The sequence below is a fragment of the Serinicoccus marinus DSM 15273 genome, from assembly GCF_008386315.1.
In the GTDB taxonomy this organism is placed as follows: Bacteria; Actinomycetota; Actinomycetes; order Actinomycetales; family Dermatophilaceae; genus Ornithinicoccus; species Ornithinicoccus marinus.
The window spans coordinates 961,293-982,355 of sequence record NZ_CP043808.1 but is presented as its reverse complement, the minus strand read 5'-3'; the positions used below and the strand labels follow the sequence as shown (position 1 = coordinate 982,355).

Annotated in this window: 17 protein-coding genes; 10 read left to right on the top strand and 7 right to left on the bottom strand. The window is 69.9% G+C overall.

Annotated elements, in window-relative coordinates; all coding sequences use genetic code 11:
* Window positions 1–497 precede the first annotated feature (497 nt).
* Both FU792_RS04715 and nrdR read right to left on the bottom strand, forming a co-directional pair.
* A complete protein-coding gene (locus FU792_RS04715) occupies window positions 498–3,386 on the bottom strand; it encodes a vitamin B12-dependent ribonucleotide reductase (protein ID WP_022926183.1) in 2,889 nt (962 codons plus the stop codon).
* Between the two features lie 82 nt (window positions 3,387–3,468).
* The gene (nrdR, locus tag FU792_RS04710) at window positions 3,469–3,951 is read right to left on the bottom strand and encodes a transcriptional regulator NrdR (protein ID WP_022926184.1); all 483 of its coding nucleotides are present in this window, start codon (window positions 3,949–3,951) and stop codon (window positions 3,469–3,471) included.
* Between the two features lie 321 nt (window positions 3,952–4,272).
* Here nrdR and FU792_RS04705 point away from each other — a divergent pair, with 321 nt between their 5' ends.
* From FU792_RS04705 to FU792_RS04695, 3 genes are all read left to right on the top strand, one after another.
* Complete coding sequence (locus tag FU792_RS04705; protein WP_149814576.1) at window positions 4,273–4,761, top strand: hypothetical protein; 489 nt, start codon at window positions 4,273–4,275, stop codon at window positions 4,759–4,761.
* 701 nt (window positions 4,762–5,462) lie between these two features.
* Window positions 5,463–5,819 (top strand): hypothetical protein, encoded by a 357-nt coding sequence (locus FU792_RS04700; RefSeq protein ID WP_149814575.1) that lies wholly within the window; start codon window positions 5,463–5,465, stop codon window positions 5,817–5,819.
* Between the two features lie 49 nt (window positions 5,820–5,868).
* Window positions 5,869–7,203, top strand: a complete 1,335-nt coding sequence (locus FU792_RS04695) for a hypothetical protein (protein ID WP_022926187.1) — start codon at window positions 5,869–5,871, stop codon at window positions 7,201–7,203.
* A gap of 29 nt (window positions 7,204–7,232) precedes the next feature.
* On the opposite strand, the gene FU792_RS04690 is transcribed toward FU792_RS04695, so the two are convergent.
* Window positions 7,233–7,838, bottom strand: a complete 606-nt coding sequence (locus FU792_RS04690; RefSeq protein WP_022926188.1) for a response regulator transcription factor — start codon at window positions 7,836–7,838, stop codon at window positions 7,233–7,235.
* A complete protein-coding gene (locus FU792_RS04685; RefSeq protein WP_028131237.1) occupies window positions 7,835–8,932 on the bottom strand; it encodes a sensor histidine kinase in 1,098 nt (365 codons plus the stop codon). The genes FU792_RS04690 and FU792_RS04685 overlap by 4 nt, the downstream gene beginning before the upstream one ends.
* 101 nt (window positions 8,933–9,033) lie before the next feature.
* Here FU792_RS04685 and FU792_RS17715 point away from each other — a divergent pair, with 101 nt between their 5' ends.
* Entirely contained in the window at window positions 9,034–9,828 is a 795-nt protein-coding gene (locus FU792_RS17715; RefSeq protein ID WP_238706046.1) for a hypothetical protein, read from the top strand.
* Window positions 9,829–10,042: 214 nt separating this feature from the next.
* Here the strand turns inward: FU792_RS17715 and FU792_RS17710 are convergent, their stop codons facing one another.
* Window positions 10,043–10,180: a hypothetical protein gene (locus tag FU792_RS17710; protein ID WP_238706045.1), complete on the bottom strand. Its 138-nt coding sequence runs from the start codon at window positions 10,178–10,180 to the stop codon at window positions 10,043–10,045.
* A gap of 440 nt (window positions 10,181–10,620) precedes the next feature.
* On the opposite strand from FU792_RS17710, the gene FU792_RS04675 reads away from it, so the two are divergent.
* From FU792_RS04675 to FU792_RS04665, 3 genes are all read left to right on the top strand, one after another.
* Window positions 10,621–11,661: an LLM class flavin-dependent oxidoreductase gene (locus FU792_RS04675; protein WP_022926191.1), complete on the top strand. Its 1,041-nt coding sequence runs from the start codon at window positions 10,621–10,623 to the stop codon at window positions 11,659–11,661.
* A gap of 67 nt (window positions 11,662–11,728) precedes the next feature.
* Entirely contained in the window at window positions 11,729–13,093 is a 1,365-nt protein-coding gene (locus FU792_RS04670; RefSeq protein WP_022926192.1) for a VOC family protein, read from the top strand.
* Between the two features lie 21 nt (window positions 13,094–13,114).
* Window positions 13,115–13,939 carry a CPBP family intramembrane glutamic endopeptidase gene (locus FU792_RS04665; protein ID WP_022926193.1) on the top strand — a complete coding sequence of 275 codons (825 nt, stop codon included), beginning with the start codon at window positions 13,115–13,117 and terminating at the stop codon, window positions 13,937–13,939.
* On the opposite strand, the gene FU792_RS04660 is transcribed toward FU792_RS04665, so the two are convergent.
* Window positions 13,936–16,056: a RecQ family ATP-dependent DNA helicase gene (locus FU792_RS04660; RefSeq protein ID WP_022926194.1), complete on the bottom strand. Its 2,121-nt coding sequence runs from the start codon at window positions 16,054–16,056 to the stop codon at window positions 13,936–13,938. The genes FU792_RS04665 and FU792_RS04660 overlap by 4 nt on opposite strands.
* Window positions 16,057–16,108: 52 nt before the next feature.
* On the opposite strand from FU792_RS04660, the gene FU792_RS04655 reads away from it, so the two are divergent.
* Window positions 16,109–16,822 (top strand): HAD family hydrolase, encoded by a 714-nt coding sequence (locus FU792_RS04655; RefSeq protein WP_022926195.1) that lies wholly within the window; start codon window positions 16,109–16,111, stop codon window positions 16,820–16,822.
* Between the two features lie 34 nt (window positions 16,823–16,856).
* Entirely contained in the window at window positions 16,857–19,448 is a 2,592-nt protein-coding gene (locus FU792_RS04650) for a glycoside hydrolase family 65 protein (RefSeq protein WP_022926196.1), read from the top strand.
* Here the strand turns inward: FU792_RS04650 and FU792_RS04645 are convergent.
* Window positions 19,413–20,348: an L-lactate dehydrogenase gene (locus tag FU792_RS04645; RefSeq protein WP_022926197.1), complete on the bottom strand. Its 936-nt coding sequence runs from the start codon at window positions 20,346–20,348 to the stop codon at window positions 19,413–19,415. The genes FU792_RS04650 and FU792_RS04645 overlap by 36 nt on opposite strands.
* An 80-nt stretch (window positions 20,349–20,428) precedes the next feature.
* On the opposite strand from FU792_RS04645, the gene FU792_RS04640 reads away from it, so the two are divergent.
* Complete coding sequence (locus FU792_RS04640) at window positions 20,429–21,040, top strand: hypothetical protein (RefSeq protein WP_022926198.1); 612 nt, start codon at window positions 20,429–20,431, stop codon at window positions 21,038–21,040.
* The last annotated feature ends 23 nt before the right edge of the window (window positions 21,041–21,063 follow it).

The following is a 21,063-nucleotide window of genomic DNA, read 5'->3' as shown; positions in this document are numbered from 1 at the left end:
TAGCTTGTCAGACCGCGCTGCGGGGCGAGCCCATGAAAACGTCGAGTGTGTCGACAGAATGCACGGCGCCCAGATCGCCCTGAGGCGCGAGTCGTCTACCTGCGATTTTCGGAGTGAGCCCATGCAACAACCGCCTCCGACCTCCCGTGCCGCTGGCGGCGCTGTCTCGCCTGAGAGCGCGAGACAGCGCCAACCATTACTCGTCGCGCACTCCCTTGTGAGGCTTATCGCTCACGTTGAGGATCCGCCCCGTGTTGCTGTCTCTCTTCACCCAAGTTCCGTTGGGGTGGCGGAACTCGCTTCGGGAGCGCACGGGACCGCGACGGTAACCGCGTCCAGTGTTCTTGGCCATGATCATCACCTCCTTGGCCGCTCGATCACTTGGCGATCGAGCAGGGGTGCGCCATGATGGAGGCTCCTGTTCGACAGGGAGCCAGTGGACACCCACTGCTCGTCGGGCCCGGCGGTGCAACGCCGGGCCCGACTCTCTTGAGTTCTCAGCTGCAGCCGCTGGTGCTGCCGCAGCCTTCGCAGACATAACACGACCCAGCCGGACGCATCTTCGTCCCGCAGGTCATGCAGATCGGCGCGTCAGCGACCTTGCCCTGGAACTGCTCGAGCAGCTCGGCCGAGGAGTGGATCTCCGCGTCGACCTTGCGGGCGTCGGCGGCGCCGGCACCGGACTGGTCTGCGACCTTCTCCACCTTGTCGGCCTTCTTGGCTGGCGTGGTGGCGGCGGTCTGGCTGTAGTTCTCCAGCTCGTCCTCGTAGTCGTCGTCGTCGTTCGACGGCTCGAGCGGGGCATACGACCCGGTCTCGAGCTGGCGGGCCCGCTCCTCCGCGGTGTGGATGCCCATGAACGACCGGCTCTCGAAGTCCAGGTAGTCCAGCGCCAGGCGGCGGAAGACGTAGTCCATGATCGACTGCGCCATGCGCACGTCCGGGTCGTCCGTCATACCGGCCGGCTCGAAGCGCAGGTTGGTGAACTTCTCGACGAAGGTCTCCAGCGGCACGCCGTACTGCAGCCCGATCGACACGGCGATGGAGAAGGCGTCCATGACACCGGCCAGGGTCGAACCCTGCTTGCCGAACTTCAGGAACAGCTCGCCCAGGTCACCGCTCTCATAGGTGCCGGCGGTGAGGTAGCCCTCCGCGCCGCCCACGGCGAAGCTCGTGGTCTGGCTGGACCGGCGCTTGGGGAGCCGCTTGCGGACCGGGCGGTACTCGACGACCTTCTCGACGGGAGCCTCGACCTCGTCGGCCTTCTTCTCCTTGTCAGCCTTGCCGTCGGACAGCGGCTGGCCGACCTTGCAGTTGTCGCGGTAGACGGCGAGCGCCTTGAGGCCCATCTTCCAACCCTGGAGGTAGACCTCGGCGATGTCCTCGACGGTCGCCGACTCCGGCAGGTTGACCGTCTTGGAGATGGCACCGGACAGGAACGGCTGCACCGCGGCCATCATCCGCACGTGGCCCATGGGGCGGATCGCCCGGGCGCCCATCGCGCAGTCGAAGACCTCGTAGTGCTCAGGCTTCAGACCCGGAGCGTCGATGACGTGGCCGTTCTCGGCGATGAACTCGACGATCGCCTCGATGGTCTCGTCGGCATACCCGAGGCGGTTGAGCGCCCGCGGGATGGTCTGGTTGACGATCTGCATCGATCCGCCACCGACGAGCTTCTTGAACTTCACCAGCGAGAAGTCGGGCTCGATGCCGGTGGTGTCGCAGTCCATCATGAAGCCGATGGTGCCGGTCGGAGCGAGCACGGACGCCTGCGCGTTGCGGTAGCCGTTCTTCTCCCCCGTCTTGACGACGGCGTCCCAGGCCTTGGTCGCGGCCTTGTGGACCGAGGAGTCCATGGTGTGGAGCGTGCGGATCTCGTCGTTCGCCGCCTGGTGCTTGCGCATGACGCGCTTGTGCGCGTCGGCGTTGCGGGCATACCCGTTGTAGGGGCCGACCACGCCGGCGAGCTCCGCCGAGCGCTTGTAGGCGGCGCCGGTGAGCAGCGAGGTGAGCGACGCGGCGAGCGCGCGGCCGCCCTCGGAGTCGTAGCCGTGACCGGTCGCCATGAGCAGCGCGCCGAGGTTGGCGTAGCCGATGCCGAGCTGGCGGTAGTTGCGGGTGGTCTCGCCGATCGGGTCGGTCGGGAAGTCCGCGAAGCAGATCGAGATGTCCATCGCGGTGATGACCAGCTCGGCGACCTTCTGGTAGGTCTCCACGTCGAAGGTGTCGTCCTCGCGCAGGAACTTCATGAGGTTGAGCGAGGCGAGGTTGCAGCTGGAGTTGTCCAGCGACATGTATTCCGAGCAGGGGTTGGACGCGGTGATGCGGCCGGTTTCGGGGTTGGTGTGCCAGTCGTTGATGGTGCCGTCGTACTGGATGCCCGGGTCGGCGCACTCCCACGCGGCCTGAGCCATCTTGGTGAAGAGGTGCTTGGCGTCGACGGTGGTGACGACCGAGCCGTCCTTGCGGGAGGTGAGGCCGAAGTCGGTCTTCTCCTCCACGGCACGCATGAACTCGTCGGAGACGCGCACCGAGTTGTTGGCGTTCTGGTACTGCACCGACACGATGTCGTCGCCGCCGAGGTCCATGTCGAAGCCGGCGTCGCGCAGCGCCCGGATCTTGTCCTCCTCGCGCGCCTTGGTGTCGATGAACTCCTCGATGTCGGGGTGGTCGACGTCGAGGACGACCATCTTGGCCGCGCGGCGGGTGGCGCCACCGGACTTGATGGTGCCCGCGGAGGCGTCGGCGCCGCGCATGAAAGAGACCGGGCCGGAGGCGGTGCCGCCGGAGGACAGCAGCTCCTTGGAGGAGCGGATGCGGGAGAGGTTGAGGCCGGCGCCCGAGCCGCCCTTGAAGATGAAGCCCTCCTCCTTGTACCAGTTGAGGATCGAGTCCATCGAGTCGTCCACCGAGAGGATGAAGCAGGCGCTGACCTGCTGCGGGCTCTGGGTGCCGACGTTGAACCACACGGGAGAGTTGAAGGAGAAGATCTGGTGCACGAGGGCATACGTCAACTCGTGCTCGAAGATCTCGGCGTCCTCGTCGGTTGCGAAGTAGCCGTGCTCCTTGCCCGCCTTGGTGTAGGTGAGCACGACGCGGTCGACGAGCTGCTTGAGACCGGTCTCGCGGGCGTCGGTGCCGACGGCGCCGCGGAAGTACTTCGTCGTGACGATGGTGGAGGCGTTGGCCGACCAGAAGTCCGGGAACTCCACGCCGCGCTGCTCGAAGATCGTGTCGCCGGTCTTCCAGTTGGTCTGGACGACGTCCCGGCTCTCCCAGGTGACCTGGTCGTAGGGGTGCACGCCAGGTGTTGTGAAGATGCGCTCGATCGTCAGGCCCTTGCCGTTGCGGCGCGTGCGCGTCTTCGACCCGGTGGTCTCGGTCATGACTAGCTCTCCTTGTGGGGATGTGCGTGCGTGTCGTCCGTGTATGCCAGTGCACCAGAGGGCACCGACATACCTGTCGTGCTCAGGTGGTCGGGGTGGGTTCGGTGTCGGAGGCGGCGTCGCGCTCGGTGCGCAGCAGCACGATCGCCGACTCGAAGTCGTCGAGGTTGTCGAAGGCCTGGTAGACCGAGGCGAAGCGGAGGTAGGCGACCTCGTCCAGCGCCTTGAGCGGCTCGAGGATGGCCAGGCCGACCTCGTGCGCGTCGACCTCCGCCTGCCCGAGCGAGCGGATCGACTCCTCGACCTGCTGCGCGAGCAGCTGGAGCTGGGCGTCCGTGACCGGGCGACCCTGGCAGGCCTTGCGGGCCCCCGAGATCACCTTGTCGCGGCTGAACGGCTCGGTCGCGCCGGAGCGCTTGATGACCGAGAGCGTGGCGGACTCCACCGTGCCGAAGCGGCGCCCACACTCGGGGCACTGGCGGCGGCGACGGATGACCGTCCCCTCCTCCTGGACGCGGCTGTCGACGACCTTGGAGTCGGTGTGACGGCAGAACGGGCAGTGCATGTCACTCTCCTTCTCGGTCGCGGCAGCGCGGCGCGAGCACCTGCCGGAGCAGGCGCTCTGTGGGTGGATCTGGGGACGGTCTGTGGACGGGATGTGGGAACAGCCGGTCCGGTTGTGAACAAGATGTGGACGAACCACACCCCTGTAACTACTAGATATGGTGATCGTAGGCGACCCCGCTACTAGATGCAAGGGGTGCGCGTCGGGCTGCGTGTCGGGTGCTCGCGAGGCCCGGAACGGCGGGGATCGGGGGTGGTGACGGGGTGTCGTTCGGTGGCTGTCCGCGTCTCGGGGTGTTCAGATCCCGGCGGAGTCTTTACTGTGGACGAGCGTGCAGCGGCCCTGTCGTGGGGCACACTGGGCTGGACGGAACGGCCGCGGGGGACCTGCGGCCGCAGGATCGAGGAGGGGTATGCCGTGACCCGCACCACCGTCGTCGCAGCCGTGGCCGGCCTGGTCATGCTCGCCGGCTGCGACAGCTCGACCGAGCCCGCCGCTCCCCCGACGTCGGAGGATGCGCTCACGACGCCGACGGAGGAGCCGTCGGAGGACACCGAGGTGACCTCCGAGCCGGCCGAGACGTCGGAGGAGGCGACGAGCGAAGAACCTGAGGCGGAAGCGGGGGACATGACCAGCGACGGCGCGGAAGCCGCGGTGGCCGAGTACTTCGACATGCTCACGGCAGTTCACTTGAAGGAGGCCGAGCCAGCAGACCTCGACTCGCTGACGACCGAAGACTGCAGCACATGTGAGGTGCTGCGCGACGTATCAGACACGGGATGGGGAACAGCAATATTTCCGCCTCATTAACACAGAAGGTCTGGCAACGGGGGAGAGTGCAGAGGTGAGAGCGTCCGTCGAGCAACTCGAGGATGGTCAAGTGGTTGACCTCGTCATCACGCTTATTTGGGGGGATAACCGGTGGAGCATCGAAGAAATCTTCTTGCCGTAAGCGTCTTTGCTTTGACAATAGTGCTCGTCGGCTCTTCAAGTGCCATCGGAGCAGACGAATCCATGCCCGGGCCTAACCCAACAGGCCCCTGCCACATCGGGGACCTGATAAAATGTGTCGGAATCGGCGGAGGAGACTACACAGGCATATCCGCCGAGCGCACCTATCAACAGGCACAAGTCTGGCCACCGGGATCATCGCCAGAGAAGCCAGATCCTTGGTACGAGTATTTAGCTGTCCGAGACTGCTATCCCAACACCCCGCAGGATCCAGAGACAGCTCACTGCATATTCTCGGATGAATACTGCGAGCGAACCGTTCCTGAATCAAGTGGACCTCGTTCGCGAATATATCGGCGTGAGGTATCCGAGGCCGGCGGGCGGGAGATTGGGAACTTATTGGCTTCACGTGTTTCACAGACCATCTGCCTGCAAGATCCGGAGAACCAGCGGAGATCTTGACAGAAGCGATGATCGTTGACCAGTTTCACTCCACTGACTTTGCGCTGCCGAGCAGCGTTATACAACCCCCAGAAGGTCGTACCCTCGTAAACTTACCTGTGTACTTCCAACTGGAGTGGCCCAGCCAAGGATTCGAGCCGCAGGAAGTCGACACCACGACCTTGGTGGGTCGCGAACTGCGCATCCGCCCCACCCTCATCGGCGTCACGTATGTCACCGGTGACGGCGCCAGCATCGGTCCGACCGAGAGCCTCGGAGGCCCCTACCCCGACGGTGACATCACGCACGAGTACACGGAAGCCGCGGAGGTCGCGCCCTACATCTCCGTGGAGTACGGCGGCGAGTACAGCGTCGACGGTGGTGAGTGGACAGAGATCCCGAGCAGCGCCGTGATCGACGGGCCCGCCACCCCGCTCGAGGTCCTCACGTCAGAGAACCGGCTCTACTCGAACTAGCCAGGGGGAAGCAGTGCAGAGAACAGGTGGCAGGTTGTCACTCCTGCTGATGGGCGGGCTCCTGGTCAGCGCCTGCGCGGCAGGCCCCAGCTACACCCTCGGCGGACGGGAGGTGTCCGAGCTCGAAGGCTCCCTCGCTGACATCGATTCTGCGTGGCAGGCGTCGATCGGCCAATCCGACACCGAAGTCAACGTGCCGGAAGAAGCGGCCTGCTACTTCCAGGCCCGAGACCCTGACGATCGCGACTCTCAGCTCTCGCCAGAAGTCCTGTGTGGCCCTTACCGGGCCCTGGGTTCGGCAGAAACGTCGTGGGATTCGGCTGAACTGACCTCGTACTTCGATGGCAACTCCGAGCAGTGGACTGTGCATCTGGCACCCACCGACCTCGAGAGTCCCTTCAGGTCCAGCCAGCCGAGTCCCAACTTGATCCCGTTCCGGCCCGACGGGGAGGAAGCGGACCTTGCAGCCGACGTCAAGGAGCCGGACGCCCCGAAGGCGACCGCAGGTGACGTGATTGAGATCGCAACCACCGATGCGGTTGACCTTCAACTTGAGAGTGTCGACGACTTGCGATCTCCCAACAGCCGCTTCGACGTGGCCCTTGGCAACGTTGGGCGCATCACTCAGGAAGGGTCGCCACTGGACGCGCCAGATGGCGGTGCCTTTGTCATCGCCTCCATTACTGGGGAGCAATCGTCCTGGTCCGAGGACCCGGACGAGGTGTCGTTTCAGGTGATCGGCCAACAGGAGACCTTTGACCTCGGCAGCCAGACCGGCACCTATGCCGTCGCAGTGTCCGAGGAGCCCGAATCCTACTCATTCGCCATGGAATTTGCCGGTCTGACTCAGATGATCGACGCGCAGGGCAACCGCCAGTCTGGCACAGCGGCCGATGCCCTGTATGAAGAGTTGCCGTCTGTCACCGTGGCGAGCCTGAGTGACTCCGTCGGCGACGACTCGAGTAGCGGATTTGTCGCGGAGGCACGATCAGGGTGGGGTGCACCCGAAGCCAGATTGTCACCTTACGCACGCGAGACCGGCTGGGCTCCTGACGGGCAGGTCTGGCTCCTCGCGGAGGGCCAGGTTGACGTCTCGTCGGTGAGGAACACGATTGCAGAAGGCGAGACGGCCTACTACGACGTCCAAGAGGTCGAGGTGACCCGGGTCACTATCGGAGATAACGAAGTTGAAGAGATATCAACGGAGAAGTCTCGATCGACGACGGAGTGGTCGCTTGTCCACCCGGTGGCAGCGGACTTCGATGAACTCTCCCTCGCGGTCGATGTGCACGCTCTCGTGCTCAAAGCCGACTGGCCAGATGTCGCGGATGCCCCTGATCGTGGGGAACTCGACTTCTCGCTCGAAGGGCCGATCACTCAATGATCATCGATGGTCAGCGGTCGCTCCAGCGATCAGAGCCAGCCACGCTCCTCGGCATACCTCGCCGCCTCCACCCTGGTGGCGGTCCCCGTCTTGCCGATGGCGGACGAGAGATAGTTGCGCACCGTCCCGGGTGACAGTAAGAGCTGCCCGGCGATCGACTGCACCGGCGACCCGTCGAGCGCCTGTCGCAGCACCTCGCGCTCCCGGTCGGTCAGGGGGTTCGGCCCACCGATAAGCGACTCGGTCGCGAGCGCCGGGTCGACCACGCGCAGCCCGGCATCCACCCGTCGGACCGCCTCGGCCAGCTCCGGTGCCGGCGTGTCCTTGACGACGAACCCGCTCGCCCCCGCGTCCATCGCGCGCCGCAGATAGCCCGGCCGGCCGAAGGTCGTCACCATGAGGCAGCGCGCACCCACCCCTGCCTCACGCAGCTGCTTGAGCACCTCGATCCCGTCCAGACCGGGCATCTCGATGTCGAGCAGGCATACCTGCGGCTGCGCCTTCCTCACCGCGTCGAGGACTGCGTCACCGCGCCCGACCTGCGCCACCACCTCGATGTCCCGCTCCAGGTCGAGCAGCGCCGCCAGCGCGCCGCGCACCAGCGCCTGGTCGTCGGCGAGCAGCACCTTGATCACAGCTTCACCTCCAAGGTCGTGCCGGATCCGCCCGGCCCCGGGCGCAGCGACAGCGCGCCGCCGGCCTGCTCCACGCGCTCACGCAGGCCTCGTATGCCGTTCCCCTCCTGGCTGTCCCGCACTCCCCTGCCGTCGTCGGTCACCCGCAACCAGTGCTCGCCGAGCTCGACCTCGCACCTCGTCGCCCCGCTGTGCCGGACCACGTTGGTCACCGCCTCCCGCAGCACCCACGCCAGCGTGATGCGGTGCCGCGGGTCGACGAGGAGCACGTCGTCAGGCAGCTCGGCGCCGATCCCGGCGCCCCGCAACGCCACGTCCGCCGCCTCGACCTCGTCAGCCAACCGTGCGACCCGCAGACCGCCGACCGTGGCGCGGATCTCCGCCAGCGCCTGCCGCGCGAGGTCCTGCACCTCCCCCATCTCCTGCTTCGCCCGCTCCGGGTCAGCGTCGACGAGACGCCGCGCCAGCTCGGTCTTGACCGTGACCACCGTGAGCGAGTGCCCGAGCACGTCGTGGACGTCGCGCGCCACGCGCTCGCGCTCCTCGGTGAGGGCGAGCTGCTGCTGGGTCTCCTGCGCCGACTCCTGGTGCTCCTCCAGGTAGCGGCTGAGCACGCTGATGGTGAGCACGAGCGCCGAGATCCCCCAGTACATCACCGTCGGCCACACGCCCCAGAGCAGCGCGCTCGTGACCATCCCGACGCCGAAGAGGCCCAGCGACACGGTCCACACCCCGCGCCACGGCAGGAAGAACACCGGGACGCCGATGATGAACGGCATCGCGGTGAGGGCGTTCGGGCCGATCAGCCAGCCGAGCGCGACGGCGACGGCGATCATCACGCCGAGACCGATCATCCCGCCGCGCGCGGCCGCGGCATACTCGCCCATCCCGATGCGCCGCACCGCGCGGCGCACGGTCAGGACGTAGGTGACCATGAACGCGGCCACGACCCCCGTCGCGAGCAGGCGCCACAAGAGGTTCCCCGCGGTCGTCCAGATGTGCCCGAGCGGGAAGGCGAAGAACACCAGCCAGATCCCGCCGAAGAGCCAGCCCCAGCGCGACCACGCGTCCGTGGGCCTGTCCGTCCGACTCATGGCGCCCACTCTGCCAGCCCCCAGAGCTCTCGGGCAGTGACGTCTGTCACCGGATCGTCGCAGGTCACCGGGTCTGTCGGTGGCGGGTGCTTGAGTGAGGTATGGCGTTGAACCCGGGGGTGCAGGAGTGGGAGGCAGACGAGCCGCCCACGCACCGGACGCATGCCCAGCCGCCACTCGACCCCTATGACCCACTCGCCGAGATCAACGCGATGAGCTCGGCTGAGTACAACGCCTTCATGGCCGACGTCGACGCAGCGCTGGACGAGATGCGGGCGGAGGAGCAGGCGGCGCGACCTGTGCGCGAGCGCATGGCCGAGGGCCTGGACACCGCGAGTCGCGGGTTGAGCTTCGTGGGCGCGCTGGCGCAGCACTCCGCCACCGTGCTCGACGGCGACCTCACCGATGCGATCGAGGCGGTGGGCGCGCTGCAGACGCAGCTGGGGGCGGTCGGCTTCACGCTCGCGCGGGAAGCGGCGGTGCGCGGGCTCCATCAGGACGTGGCGATGTCGCTGGTGGACTGGCTGCGGGTCCGATGCCCCTGGCTCAGCACGCAGGACGCCGCGCAGATCAGTGCGATCGTGAGGGCCTCGCAGTCGCCCGTGACCACGGTCATCGGGGACGCCGTCGCCGACGGCAGCGTGCCGGTGCACCGCGCCGCCCTGGTCGCGCGGACGATGACGCGGCTGGAGTCCTCGCTCGACCCGACCAGCGCGAGTCGTATGCCCGGATCGCCTCCGCCGCGGCGGCTCGGCCGGACCTGTCGGACCATGACCTCGCCAAGGTCTGCCACCGGCTGGTCGAAGACCTGCTGCAGGAGGCCAAGCCCGGTGAGCGAGAGCGGAAGGCGATCGAGCTGCGGACGGTCGCCCGGCGCCGCGTCGGCCCCGGGCTGACCCGCTTCACCATCGACGCGCCGGACGGTGATGCAGCGGTCATCTCCGGCGTGCTCACCTCGGCGCTGGCCGCGCCGGCGCCCGGTGGTGAGGGTCAGCAGCGCGGAGCTGCCGGGGACCAGGACACCCTGGGGCTGTCCGTGGACGCCGCGGGGACGTCCAGCTCTGGCGCTGGAGCAGTCGAGCCGGACACCCGGCTGCCCGGCCAGCGCCGCTACGACGCGCTGATGACGGTGATCCGTCGCGGCACCGGCAACCCGGGTGCGCCGCCGTCGACCGCCCGCGCCACCGTGCTGCTGACGATCCCCTTCGACCCCGACCGGGGCATCCCGTCCGGGCCGGCGAGCACCATGGAAGGTGACTACGTGCCGCCCAAGCAGGCCGCCGAGCTGTCGTGCAGCGCGGACATGACCCCGGTCTGGCTCTCCGCAGACGGGGCACCGCTCGCCCTGGGTCTGACCGCACGCTTCGCCAGTCCCGCGCAGTGGACGGCCCTGGCCGTGCGGGACGGCGGCTGCTCGTTCCCGGGGTGCTCCGCGCTTCCTCAGTGGTGCGACAGCCATCATCTGGACCACTGGGCCCGGGTGGGCGCACCGACGTCGACCGCATGGCCTTGCTCGGCGGGGGCGCGGCGTGGCAGGGTACCGCGGGCCGATGCTCGGCTTGTGCGGTCGCCGCGTCGAGTTGCTGGGCCTCTCACGGCTGGGCCACGACCGGCGCGGCCGGTCGCCCGGAGACAGACGTCAGGGCCTCTTCCGGCATACACGGCAGGGGACACGCGTTGGCCCAGACATGACATCCACGCGCGTCCCGCTCTCCGTCCTCGACCTGGTCCCCCGCTCCCAGGGCATGACGCCCGCCACCGCCATCGAGGAGTCCGTGGCCCTCGCGCGGGAGGTCGACCAGCTCGGCTACCACCGCTTCTGGATGGCGGAGCACCACGGCTCCGAGGCCTTCATGTCCTCGGCGACCGCGCTGCTCCTCGGTCACGTGGCGCACGCGACCGACCGCATCCGGCTGGGCTCCGGCGGCGTGATGCTCCCCAACCACTCTCCCCTCATGGTGGCGGAGTACTACGGCACCCTGGCCACCATCCACGGCGACCGCTTCGACCTCGGTCTCGGCCGGGCACCGGGCACAGACCCCATGACGGCCGCGGCCCTGTCGCGCTCCAGCGGGCATCTGCCCGACTTCGCCTCCGAGGTGGCGGACCTGCAGGGCTACCTCGGCGAGCCACAGTCCGGTCGTCGGGTTCGTGCGCTGCCGGGCGAGGGCACCGGGGTGCCGCTGTGGATGCTCGGCTCGTCCACCGGTGGTGCGCAGGTCGCCGCGGCGCTCGGGCTGCCCTTCTCCTTCGCCTCGCACTTCGCGCCGGACCAGCTGCAGGAGGCGCTCAGCCTCTACCGCGACCGGTTCCGCGCCGATGCGGCCACCGCACAGGTCGACCGCCCCACCACCATGGCCGGCGTCAACGTGCTCGTGGCGCCCACCCAGGAGGAAGCCGACCACCTCTTCACCACCGCCCAGCTCATGGCGATCCGCATCCGCTCCGGCCAACCGGCGCCGCTCGACCCACCGGTCGAGAGCCTCGCCGCCGTCGTGCCGACCGAGCTGCTGCCGCTGGCCAACGCCCACCAGTCCGTCAAGATGGTCGGCACCCCCGAGACGGTCGTGGAGAAGCTCGAGACGTTCGCCGCCGCGCACGAGCTCGACGAGCTGATCGTCACTACCTACACCTTCGACCCAGAGCTGCGGCGGCGCAGTTATCGCATGCTGGCGGAGGCCTGGGGGGCGACAGCCCGCCCGCCCGAGCGGGTCGCGGTCAGCGGCTGACCTCGATACGCACGACGACGCCGGTGAGATGGGTCGCGCCGTCCGGCACCATGCCAGGATGCCTGTCATGGCCCGTGGAGCAGAGCGACTGACCATCCGGCAGTTCCAGTCGGCGTCGGGGACGGAGGACTGGCGCGGGCTGGGCCGCGGCGCGCACGCCTGGTTCGCAGCCCGGTCGCACGCCGAGGGCGCAGCGATGCTGCGTACGGTCGTTGCCGCCTGCGTCGAGCGCGGCACCGTCCTCCCTGACCTCGACCTGCGCTCGACCGGCCTCCGGGTGCGTCTGGCCGCCACCGGTGAGGGGTTCACACCGGAGACGGTCGAGGCGGCGCGGGCCATCTCCGCAGCGGCGCGCGATCTCGGCCTGACGGCCCAGCCGGATGCCGTGCAGGAGGTCCAGCTCGCGCTGGACACCCAGACCCCGGTCGCGGCGATCACGTTCTGGGAGACGGCGCTGGGCCACGTCCGTCAGGGTGACGAGGACGTGGTCGACCCGGCGCGGCGCCACCTTCCCATCTGGTTCCAGGACATGGATGCGCCGCGTCCGCTGCGCAGCCGCTTCCACCTCGACTCGGTCGCCGCGCGGGCCGTCGCGGTCGCCACCGTGGACCGGCTTGAGTCCGACGGGGCCCGGGTCGAGCGCCACGGCTACTACGCCACCGTCTCCGACCCGGAGGGCAACGAGGTGGATGTCCTCCCGCTCCCCGAGGGCGAGGACCTCTGGTCGGAGACCGGCACCGAGGACTGGCGGCTCGTCTTCGCCGCCGTCGCGGCCTACCCGGTCACGTCCCACGGCCAGCTGCTGGAGCTCGCGACCGGGGTGGCCGACCTCGCCGATGCAGCAGGGCTCCCGCTGGGCATCGACGTCCGCCCGCTGCCCGCCCGACGGGCTGACATCCAGCACGGCCAGGACGACCGGGGCGATGTCGCTGATGGCCGCGCAGTGGTGACGGTGCACACCGCCAAGGACCGCTGGGAGATGGACGACGGCTATCCCGCCCTCGCCGCCCAGATGCAGCGCCTGGCCCGCTCCCTCGGGCTCACCGCTGACCCCGACCTCGCCCGGTTCGTCCAGGTCGGTCTGGACGCCGCGGACATACCGGGCGTCCGAGCCTTCTGGCAGGCGGCCCTCGGCTACGACCCCGACCCCAGGCCCGACATCACCGACATCGTCGACCCGCGGGGCCTGGGCCCCGTCCTGTTCTTCCAGCCGATCGACGAGCTGGACGAGCAGCGGCGCGCGCAGCGCAACCGGCACCACATCGACGTCTTCCTGCCGCACGACGTGGCGGCGGCGCGGGTCGAGGCGGCGGTCGCCGCCGGCGGCACCGTGGTCCGCGACGCCGCGCCGTTCTGGTGGACGCTCGCCCACCCGGAGGGCAACGAGATCGACCTGGCGGTGACGGTCGGCCGCGAGGAGGAGTGGGGCTGAGCCACCCCGCACAATGGTGCCGTGCCCTCCGCCGACACCCTCCCCGCAGCCGAGCCCACGACGACCCTGCGCACGCTGCTGCCCGCCGCGGGGGTCTCGGTGTCGGCCTTCCTCCTCTTCGGCGTGCACCTGCCGCTACCCGGGTATGCCCTCCTCGTCGCCAGCCTGGTCGCCGCCTTCCTTCTGCACCGCGAGCTCTTCCGCGACCTGCTCCTCATCGCGCTAGGCATCGGCATCGTGTCCACCACGTCGGTCGAGGCCGACATCAGCTGGGACATGTTCTTCCTGCTCGGCGCTGTCCTCACCGCGGCGGTCCTCGCCCCGGTGCTCGTCGACCGCTTCGTCTACCGCCGCAGCGCCATCACCTTCCCGTGGATCACCGGTCGCCGCTGGACCCGGCTGCAGTGGGGCTACGTCGTGGCCGTCCCCGTGCTCGGCTACCTCATCCTGCCGGCCTACTTCATCCATTCCGGCAGCTACCAGAACTGGCCGCCCATCCAGACCGCCAGCGAGTTCGGCCGGTTCTTCGTCGGCGTCAACGCCGTGGGCCTGTGGGACGAGCTGTTCTTCATCTGCATCTGCTTCGCCCTGCTCCGGCGTCACTTCCCGCTGTGGACCGCCAACGTCCTGCAGGCCACGATCTTCGTGTCCTTCCTGTGGGAGCTCGGCTACCGCTCCTGGGGACCGCTCCTCACCATCCCGTTCGCGCTGCTGCAGGGCTACATCTTCACCCGCACCAAGTCGCTCACCTACGTGGTCCTGATCCACCTGCTCTTCGACGCGGTGGTCTTTCTCGCCATCGTGCACGCGCACGACCGCAGCATCTTCCCGTTCTTCCTCTATTAGCCGTCGATCGCCAACGCGAGCGGCAGGACCGCCTCGGCGCCCGCCTGCCGCAGCGCCCGTGCCGCGACGGTCATCGTCCACCGGGAGTCGACGACGTCGTCGACGAGCAGCACCGGCCCGCGCGCCTGCCGGACCGCCTCGGCCAGCTCCGCTCCCACGACCACACGGCCCCAGACGTTGGCCAGCCGGAAGGCGCTGTTGCCACCCGCCTCCCCCACGGGCCCGCCGTGCGCCAGCTCGAGGGTCCCCAGCAGCGGCAGCCGTCCGATCTGGCTGATCTGCTCCGCGAGCGAGCCGACCACCGCGGGCCGACTCCGCGAGGGCATCGCGACCACCCCCACCGGGCGCTCCGACCAGCCCCACCCGGCGAGCACCTGCACCACCGCCCGGGTGACCTGCTCGGGCACCGGGTCGCCGGACTCCAGGACCTCACGGAGCCGCTGCCCCCAGCCCAGGTCGGACAGCCGGGCGAGAGCCCGGCCCTCCGCGGCCTGCTCCTCCGGCGGGATCTTGCCCTTCACCTCGACCCCGAGTCGGGGCATACCGGTCGGCCACTGCGCCCGCGGCTCGACCGGCACACCGACCGCGCCGAGCCGCTCGCGCGCCGACCCGACCGCCTCCTGCGGGATCTCGCTGGGGAACCACGCCCCCGCGCAGCGGTCGCACCGCCCGCACGGTTCCGCCGTCGCATCGTCCAGACACTCCTGCAGGAAGGCCATCCGGCAGCCCTCGGTCTGCTGGTAGGCCACCATGAGCTCGGCCTCCCGCACCCGCGCGTCGGCGACCCGCGTGTAGCGCTCCTTGTCGTAGACCCACGGCCGGCCCGTCGCGGTCCACCCGCCGCGCACCTTCTCGACCGCGCCGTCGACGTCGAGCACCTTGAGCAGCAGCTCCAGCCGGGTGCGCCGCACGTCGACGATCGTCTCGAGCGATGGCGTGGACAGCGGCCGGTCGCTGTCCACGAGCGCCGCCAGTACCGCGTCCGCCTGGTCCTGCCGCGGCATGGAGACCGTGGCGAAGTAGTTCCAGATGTCGCGGTCCTCCGACCCCGGGAGCAGCAGCACGTCGGCCCGCTCCGTCGCGCGGCCGGCGCGCCCCACCTGCTGGTAGTAGGCCACCGGCGAGCTCGGCGCCCCGAGGTGCACGACGAAGCCCAGGTCGGGCTTGTCGAAGCCCATCCCGAGCGCGCTCGTCGCCACCAGCGCCTTCACCTGGTTGTCCCGCAGGGCCGCCTCCAGCCGCTCACGGTCCTCGGTGTCGGTCCGCCCGGTGTAGGCCGCGACCTCCTGCCCCGCAGCGCGCAGCGCCTCCGCGACGTCCTCGGCGGCCGACACCGTCAGGCAGTAGATGATCCCGCTGCCCGGCAGCGTGCCGAGGTGCGCGAGCAGCCAGCCGAGCCGCTGATCCGGGGTCAGCCGGGGCAGCACGCCGAGCCGCAGCGAGGCCCGGGCGAGCGGCCCCCGGATCGTCTGCACCGTGGCTCCTCCGGCCCCCAGCTGCTCGACGACGTCCTCGACCACCCGCTCGTTGGCCGTCGCCGTCGTCGCCAGCACCGGCGTCCCCTCCGGCAGCGCGTCGAGCAGGGTCCGGATCCGCCGGTAGTCCGGGCGGAAGTCGTGCCCCCAGTCGCTGATGCAGTGCGCCTCGTCCACGACCAGCAGCCCGCACCGCGCCGCCAGGTCGGGCAGCTGCTCGTCCCGGAAGCGCGGGTTGTTGAGCCGCTCCGGGCTCACGAGCAGCACGTCGACCTCGTCCGCGGCGAGCGCGGCCCGCACGTCGTCCCACTCGGTGGCGTTGGCCGAGTTCATCGTCACGGCCCGCACCCCTGCCCGCGCGGCGGCCGCGATCTGGTCGCGCATGAGCGCCAGCAGCGGCGACACGATGACCGTCGGCCCGGCACCCTGCTGCCGCCGCAGCGCGGTGGCGACGAAGTAGACCGCCGACTTGCCCCACCCGGTCCGCTGCACCACCAGCACCCGCGCCCGTTCCTGCACCAGCGCGCGCACGGCCTCCAGCTGCCCGTCGCGGAAGTCCGCGTCCTCCCGCCCCACCAGCCGCCGCAGCGCCGCCCCCGCGGCCTGCTCCAGCGTCATCGTCTGCTCCGTCGTCTCCGGCATACCTCGACCGTAATCCTCACCTGCGACACACCACCGCACTAGGGTGTCTGCCGTGAACTGGGACCCCGTGACCGCAGTCCTCTTCGACCTGGACGGCGTACTGACGCCGACGGCCGACGTGCACATGCGCGCGTGGGAGGTGATGTTCACCCGGCTCCTGGAGCGCCAGCCCGTCCCGCAGGAGCCCTACACCGACCAGGACTACTTCGCCTACATCGACGGCAAGCCGCGCTACGAGGGGGTCCAGGACTTCCTCGACGCCCGGGGCATCGACCTGCCCCAGGGTGAGCCGAGCGACCCGCCGGAGCTCATGACCGTGTGCGGGCTCGGCAACCGCAAGAACGAGATCTTCAACGAGGTGCTGGCCGAGGAGGGGATCGCTCCCTACCCCGGCTCGCTGCAGCTCCTCGACGAGCTGGCTCGCCGGGAGATCGCGATGGCCGTCGTCTCCTCCTCCAAGAACGCCCCGTCCGTCCTCGCCACCGCGGGCATCGCCGACCGCTTCCCGGTCGTCGTCGACGGGTCGGTGGCCGCGCGCGAGCAGCTGCCGGGCAAGCCCGCGCCTGACACGTTCTGGTATGCCGCCCGCCAGCTCGGTCACGAGCCGGCCGGGTGCGTCGTGGTCGAGGACGCCGTCTCCGGCGTGCGGGCGGGCGCGGCCGGCGGGTTTCACCGCGTCGTGGGGGTTGATCGCGGCGCCGGCCACGCCACGCTGCTGGAGGCCGGCGCCGACGAGGTCGTGCCCGACCTCGCCGACCTGATCTGACCGCTCGCTCCCCCGCCGAGAGGACCCCCTGCCGATGGCTGCCATGTCCCACCACCGCCCCCCGGCCCCGGTCGACCCGCTCGACCGGACCCGCTTCCCCGCCCGACCGTGGGAGCTGGCGGAGACCGCCTACGAGGGCGCTGACATCGGCGTGACCGAGACGCTCTTCGCCGTCTCCAACGGCTACCTCGGGCTCCGCGGCAACGTCGAGGAGGGTCGCGACACCTACGCCCACGGCACCTTCGTCAACGGCTTCCACGAGACCTGGCCGATCCGGCACGCCGAGGAGGCCTTCGGGCTCGCCCGCGTCGGGCAGACCATCGTCAACGTCCCGGACCCGAAGACCATCAAGCTCTACGTCGACGACGAGCCGCTGCTCGTCTCGACCGCGGACCTGGAGCACTACGAGCGGACCCTCGACTTCCGGGCCGGGCTGCTGCGCCGCTCGGTCGTGTGGCGCACCAGCGCCGGCAAACGGGTCAAGATCACCTCCTCCCGGATGGCCAGCGTGGTCGAGCGGCACCTGGCCGTCATGACCTTCGAGGTCGAGATGCTCGACGGTCACGCCGCCCTCGACATCTCCAGCCAGATCCTCAACCGCCAGGACGGCTCGGACGAGTACCACGTCACCAGCGCCGCCATGGGCGAGGGCGTCGACCCGCGCACGGCCGAGTCCTTCGAGCACCGGGTGCTCGACCCGGTGCTCGCCGACACCAGCGGGGCCCGGCTGCTGCTGGGCTACCGCTGCCACAACTCCGGCATGACCCTGGCGACGATGGCGCACCACTTCGTCGAGACCGACAACACCTGGACCGAGCAGACCTCGGTCACCGGCGACCTGGCCAAGCACGTCATCCGGGTCGAGGCTGCCGAGGGCCGCCCGGTGCGGCTGGAGAAGCTCGTCGCGGTGCATACCTCCCGCGGCGTCCCGCCCCGCGAGCTCGCCGACCGGTGCTCGCGCACGCTGGACCGCGCCACCCAGCGTGGGGTGCCGGCGCTGCAGCAGGAGCAGGCCGGGGTCTGGGCACGCTTCTGGGAGGAGTCGGACGTCGAGCTGCCGGAGCAGCCCGAGCTGCAGCAGGCCGTCCGGTGGAACCTCTACCAGCTCGGGCAGGCCTCGCTCCGGGCCGGCTCGCACGGCATCGCGGCCAAGGGGCTCACCGGCTCCGGCTACGGCGGCCACTACTTCTGGGACACCGAGTGCTACGTCCTGCCCTTCCTCGTCTACACCCACCCGCAGGCCGCCCGCAACGCGCTGCGGTTCCGGCACGGGATGCTCGAGGCGGCGCGCCGCAGGGCCGCCGAGATGGCGCAGTACGGCGCCCTGTTCCCCTGGCGCACCATCAACGGCGAGGAGGCCTCGGCCTACTTCGCCGCGGGCACGGCGCAGTACCACATCAACGCCGACGTGGCCTACGCGCTGATGAAGTATGCCCGCGCCACCGGCGACGACCAGTTCCTCCTCGACCAGGGTGTCGACATCCTCGTCGAGACGGCGCGGCTGTGGGCCGATCTCGGCTTCTGGCAGACCAACGGCAGCCGGCAGTTCCACATCCACGCCGTGACCGGTCCGGACGAGTACACGACGATCGTCAACGACAACCTCTTCACCAACGTCATGGCCCAGCTCAACCTGCGGGCCGCGGTGGAGGCGGTGCGCCGGCTCCAGGTCGCCGACCCGTGCCAGTTCGCCCGCGCCGTGGCGCGCCTCGACCTGGGCGACTACGAGGTCGAGTCGTGGCAACGGGCGGCCGATGGCATGCACATCCCGTTCGACGAGGAGACCGGCGTCCACCCGCAGGACAGCCACTTCCTCGAGCGCGAGGTCTGGGACCTCGACGCGACCCCCGCGGACAAGCGGCCGCTGCTCCTCAACTACCACCCGCTGGTCATCTACCGCTACCAGGTGCTCAAGCAGGCGGACGTCGTCCTCGCCCTCTACCTCGCCGGCGACGCGTTCACCGCGGAGGAGAAGCTCACCGACTTCGCCTACTACGACCCCATCACCACGGGCGACTCCACCCTCTCCGCGGTCGTGCAGTCGATCGTCGCGGCCGAGGTGGGCTACCACGACCTCGCGCTGCGCTACTTCTACGCCGCCCTCTTCGTCGACCTGGACGACCGCCACGGCAACGCGAGCGACGGGGTCCACGTCGCCTCGACGGGCGGCGTGTGGAGCGCGCTGGCCGCCGGCTTCGGGGGCATGCGCGACCACGGTGGCGTCCTGTCGCTCGACCCGCGGCTCCCGGCCTCGTGGCCCGGGCTCACGTGGCGTATGCGGTGGCACGGCTCCCGCCTGCGCGTCACCGTCGAGCAGGAGCAGGTCCGGCTCATCGTCGAGGTGGGCGACCCCGTCATACTCGAGGTCCGCGGCGAGCAGGTGCAGGTGGCCGACGAGGAGGTCACCGTCCCCCTGGACGGCCACGGGTTGCGACGTGACGGCGCCCCCACCTCGGAGGCGGTGTCCACCGCCAGCATCCCGACCGACCGCAGCAAGGGTATGCCGGGCCGGCCCACCGGCGTGGTCCCGCACAGCTGGCCGGAGGAGGAGTGGGACTCCACCGGGCCGGTCCCCCGCGTCCGCGTGGGCTCAGAACCCGAGGCTCCGGGCCGCACGACGGAGTGACTCGGCTCCGGCCTCCAGCCCGGCCTGCTCCTCCCGGGAGAGGGTGGGCGCCAGCGGGCGCTCGGCGCCCCCGGCGCCCACGACGGTCGGGATCGACAGGCAGACGTCCTCCAGCCCCAGCGTCCCGGAGAGCAGGGTGGAGACCGGCAGCACCTGCCGCTCGTCCCGCAGCACGGACCCGATGATCCGGCTGGCCGAGGCGCCGATGGCGTAGTTGGTCGCCCCCTTGCCGGCGATGATCTCGTACGCGGCGTGCACCACGTCGTGGGCCATCTGCTCGCGCTGCTCGGCGGTGGTGAGCTCGGTGATCGGCACGGCGCCGACCGTCGCGCTGCTCCACAGCGGGACCTCGGAGTCCCCGTGCTCGCCGACGATGTAGGCATGCACGCTCTGCACCGCCACGTCGCAGGCCTGAGCCACCAGCCCGCGCAGCCGGGCGGAGTCGAGGACGGTGCCGGAGCCGAACAGCCGGGCCGGGGGCAGGTCGGTGACCTTCTGCGCGACGTAGGTGATGACGTCCACGGGGTTGGTCACCATGACGAAGGTCGCATCCGGTGCCGCCTCCACCAGGCGCGGCATGAGATCGACCATGAGCCGGGTCGTGGAGGCGGCCAGGTCGAGCCGGCTCTGGCCGGGCTGCTGCTTGGCGCCGGCGGTCACGGCCACGACGTCGGCGCCGGCGCACACCGAGACGTCCTCTGACCCGTCGACGTGCGCCGCCGGCATGAACTGCAGGCCCTGTCGCAGGTCGAGCGTCTCCGCCCGGACCTTCTCCGCGTCGATGTCGTGCAGGACGACGTGCCGGGCGACCCCCCTCAGGAGGAGCGCGTAGGCGAGGGTCGAACCGACCGAGCCCGCTCCGACGATGGCCACCTTGGGTCCCGAGATGCTGTCCGTCACCGGTCCATTATGGCAGTCCCGGGCCGTCGGCGCCGTCGCGGGATTGGCCCTGCAGCCCGGGGTGTGGTCGACTACCGGACATGAGTGAGCCCACCGACCTCCCCTTCCAGGACGACGAGCGTCGGCCGGAGTCCGTCTACGAGGGTGAGCGACCGGTGGAGAACCGAGCGGACCGTGGCGGTGCCGATCCGGCACCTCGGCAGGACGACCCGCAGGCGACCAATGGCGGATCGACCCCAGGCACCACCCGCCTCGGCCAGCTGTCCGAGCCCGAGGAGACGGAGACCGACGTGCTCGCCGCCCGGGTCACCGGGCCGGAGGACCACGGGGGCATGACCCGCCTCTGGCGCGCCACCATGGACCTGCCGCACTGGTGGTTCGTGGCCGTCGGCGACGCCGGGTCCGAGTCCCCCGCCGCCGCGCAGATCGATGGCCAGATGATGCTGCTGACCTTCACCAGCGCCGAGCGCGCCCGGCACTTCGCCGTGCAGAACGAGATGGTCGCGCCGGAAGAGGACCTCCGGGCGATCGCCCTGACTCCGCAGGAGCTCGTGGACACCGCGCGGGCCTACCAGGACGCCGGCATCGCGGGCCTGATGTTCGACCCGCACCTGTCGGGCTACTTCATGCCGACCGACCAGCTCGGCATCGTCTGGGACGCCGTGCACGAGGCCGGCCCGCAGACCGACTGAGCCGCAGGCTCACCACAGCTCGC

Excerpts from the sequence above, each read along its gene's own strand:
- FU792_RS04685 (WP_028131237.1), bottom strand. The coding sequence starts at position 8,932 with ATGAGTCGGACGGACAGGCCCACGGACGCGTGGTCGCGCTGGGGCTGG.
- FU792_RS04675 (WP_022926191.1), top strand. The coding sequence starts at position 10,621 with ATGACATCCACGCGCGTCCCGCTCTCCGTCCTCGACCTGGTCCCCCGC.
- FU792_RS04670 (WP_022926192.1), top strand. The coding sequence starts at position 11,729 with ATGGCCCGTGGAGCAGAGCGACTGACCATCCGGCAGTTCCAGTCGGCG.
- FU792_RS04695 (WP_022926187.1), top strand. The coding sequence starts at position 5,869 with ATGGGCGGGCTCCTGGTCAGCGCCTGCGCGGCAGGCCCCAGCTACACC.
- FU792_RS04640 (WP_022926198.1), top strand. The coding sequence starts at position 20,429 with ATGAGTGAGCCCACCGACCTCCCCTTCCAGGACGACGAGCGTCGGCCG.
- FU792_RS04650 (WP_022926196.1), top strand. The coding sequence starts at position 16,857 with ATGGCTGCCATGTCCCACCACCGCCCCCCGGCCCCGGTCGACCCGCTC.
- nrdR (WP_022926184.1), bottom strand. The coding sequence starts at position 3,951 with ATGCACTGCCCGTTCTGCCGTCACACCGACTCCAAGGTCGTCGACAGC.
- FU792_RS04715 (WP_022926183.1), bottom strand. The coding sequence starts at position 3,386 with ATGACCGAGACCACCGGGTCGAAGACGCGCACGCGCCGCAACGGCAAG.
- FU792_RS04660 (WP_022926194.1), bottom strand. The coding sequence starts at position 16,056 with ATGCCGGAGACGACGGAGCAGACGATGACGCTGGAGCAGGCCGCGGGG.
- FU792_RS17710 (WP_238706045.1), bottom strand. The coding sequence starts at position 10,180 with ATGGTGCTCGCCGGCCCGGACGGGATGCCCCGGTCGGGGTCGAAGGGG.
- FU792_RS17715 (WP_238706046.1), top strand. The coding sequence starts at position 9,034 with ATGGCGTTGAACCCGGGGGTGCAGGAGTGGGAGGCAGACGAGCCGCCC.